The organism is Bacillus sp. FJAT-49711 (assembly GCF_018343715.1).
Taxonomy (GTDB): Bacteria; Bacillota; Bacilli; order Bacillales; family Bacillaceae_C; genus Lederbergia.
Map to the genome: position 1 here is coordinate 1 of NZ_JAGYPL010000009.1, position 2,281 is coordinate 2,281.

The 2,281-nt window shown below is 39.8% G+C and carries 2 protein-coding genes; one reads left to right on the forward strand and one right to left on the reverse strand.

Annotated elements, in window-relative coordinates:
• Positions 1 to 152: 152 nt before the first annotated feature.
• Positions 153 to 1,613 (reverse strand): sulfatase family protein, encoded by a 1,461-nt coding sequence (locus KHA96_RS22935; protein ID WP_213131664.1) that lies wholly within the window; start codon positions 1,611 to 1,613, stop codon positions 153 to 155.
• A gap of 144 nt (positions 1,614 to 1,757) precedes the next feature.
• On the opposite strand from KHA96_RS22935, the gene KHA96_RS22940 reads away from it, so the two are divergent.
• Positions 1,758 to 1,943 (forward strand): H-type small acid-soluble spore protein, encoded by a 186-nt coding sequence (locus KHA96_RS22940; protein WP_213131665.1) that lies wholly within the window; start codon positions 1,758 to 1,760, stop codon positions 1,941 to 1,943.
• The last annotated feature ends 338 nt before the right edge of the window (positions 1,944 to 2,281 follow it).

Below are 2,281 nucleotides of genomic sequence, written 5' to 3' on the forward strand. Positions count from 1 at the left end.
GTAGTGTAGGGAACTGATGAGGTCGTCTTTCCCTATCTACATTAGGAGTTTTTTTATTTTACCGCAAGGTGGAAAATTAATATTTAGTCTGACCTTACATTTTTTTACAAACGTGCAACACTAGTGGTGAGTGCCTGGCACTCACACAACTCTCACACAAATTCGCGTGGATGTCGTCTCATGAGTTCAGGAATGGCCTCCGCTCTACCTGTTTTTTCTAATCGCTTTGCATATTCTTTTAGATGCCCTTTTGCGTGGTAAGGACCGCCTTCTTTCATTACTGTCCAAAGTGGGTCGACGTCGAATGGCATTGTGCTCATCATTTCGTCATGCCATTCATTTAAATAATAAACGGCTTCCCGACATAAATCACGTCTCTCCGAAGCTAAATCATTCAGCTCAAACGGGTCCTCTTTTATATTGAAAAGCATTTCCTTATTGAATAAATGATAGCCATCGTGGTAAGTTCGAATATAAAGCCACTCTCCAAACCTCACACTTCGTTGGCATACATGAGCACATTGGGATATGACTAGAAAGTCACGTCCAGTATCTTTACCTTCCGTTAAACTAGATGCAAAACTTCTTCCATCCCAACTTTCGGCAGGATCTTTTCCAGCAAGCTCAGCAATAGTAGGAAGCAAATCAAGATGATAGTGAAGTCCTTGATCAACATGACCTTGTTGACAACCTGGCCAACGAATAATCATTGGAATTCTGCATGTACCTTGGTCGGCCGTGCCGTGCTCACCGTAAATCCCCAACTCACCCATATTTTCACCATGGTCGGCCGTAATAATGATGATTACTTCATCCTTAATTCCTTGCTTTTCAAGCTCAGCAAAAATCATGCCTACATGGTCGTCCATGTGCTTTATCCCGCAATCATATCCGTCGATCATTTTTCGTAAATCATTTCGATTCTTGATTTCTCCAGGATAGCGCGGGTAATCTGGATTTGTATTACTATCATACATATTAATTTCATGAACACTATGCGGACCTACTTTTTCCTTCTGTTTTTCAAAAACGTCATCCGTAATCCATTCGGGCAAAGGGGCATCAGTAAATGGATTTCCAAAAGACTCTGGTGCTCGATACGGTGTGTGTGGATCCCAATAATTCACGTATAAAAACCAATCATCCTTACTTGCATTATTTTCTAGCCAATTCATCACGGTAGGGGTCACTTCTTCAGCTGATTCCATTCCCCCTTTACCAGTATTATGAATTTCGTTAAATCCCGCGTAAAACGTATATGCAGAATGTCTTTCACCAAAAGGACTGATTAACGTTGTTTTCATTCCAAGAGAGCGGAAAAGTGCTGGGAAACTTTCAGAAGCAAGCTTATCTCGAAAGTCTCTTGCCGGCCCTTCATGTCGCACATCGGCAGCAGTTCCGCCATGTCCCACAACGCCATTATGTATTCCAAACTTTCCAGTCATTAACGCTGTTCGAGACGGAAAACAAGGTGCATCCGATGTATAATAATTTGTGAACTTCACACCCTCAGCTGCAATTTGATCGATATTAGGCGACGTATTACGATGGTAGCCATAACATCCTAAATGCTTCGGGCTGGTAGAATCTAAATCGAGTAAAAGAACTTTCATAGAAAACATCTCCTTTTTAACTGGTAAAAAATACGCTACATATATAACTTTCGACAAAAGCATCGAGATTCCTTGTAAAAATTTGATGCATAAAAAAGACATGATGACAAAAAATATACGGAAAATAAACAGGGAGTGACTTTCGTGGACGCAAACAGAGTAAAACAAATTTTATCGTCTTCTGCCGAAATTACCGTTAACTACCATAATGTTCCAATATGGATCAATAGCTTAAATGAGGATGAAAAAACGGCAATTGTCCAAACGATTGATAATCGAAAATTAGGAGAAGAAACAACTGTAGCGATTGATGAATTGACGGAAGGTTAAATATTCAGAATTGTTTGAGTGCCTGGCACTCGACACTAGTGTTGCACGATAGCCAATAAATGTAACTTTTGATTTAAAAGTAAAAAATTTCCAGTCGCTTTCTTTCTATTTTTTAAAAAAAGGTAACGCTCAGTCTATTTCGACCCAGTTCCCTTTTTTTGTAAATATTTACTTTTCTATTTTTCTTTCTTTACGTAATGATCCCCTTATGGCTACTTCGATTTCCCGAAGGCTACCCCAGCGAAAGAGGGTCGAAAGGAGAAATATTTTCACTAAGGATTCATCCGATAATTTTGTGAAGTTGTAATTATGGGATGGGCATGCCAGTGTTGTGGCTG

Bases quoted from the DNA above. Each gene is read 5' to 3' on its own strand.
- KHA96_RS22935 (WP_213131664.1), bottom strand. From the start codon at position 1,613: ATGAAAGTTCTTTTACTCGATTTAGATTCTACCAGCCCGAAGCATTTA.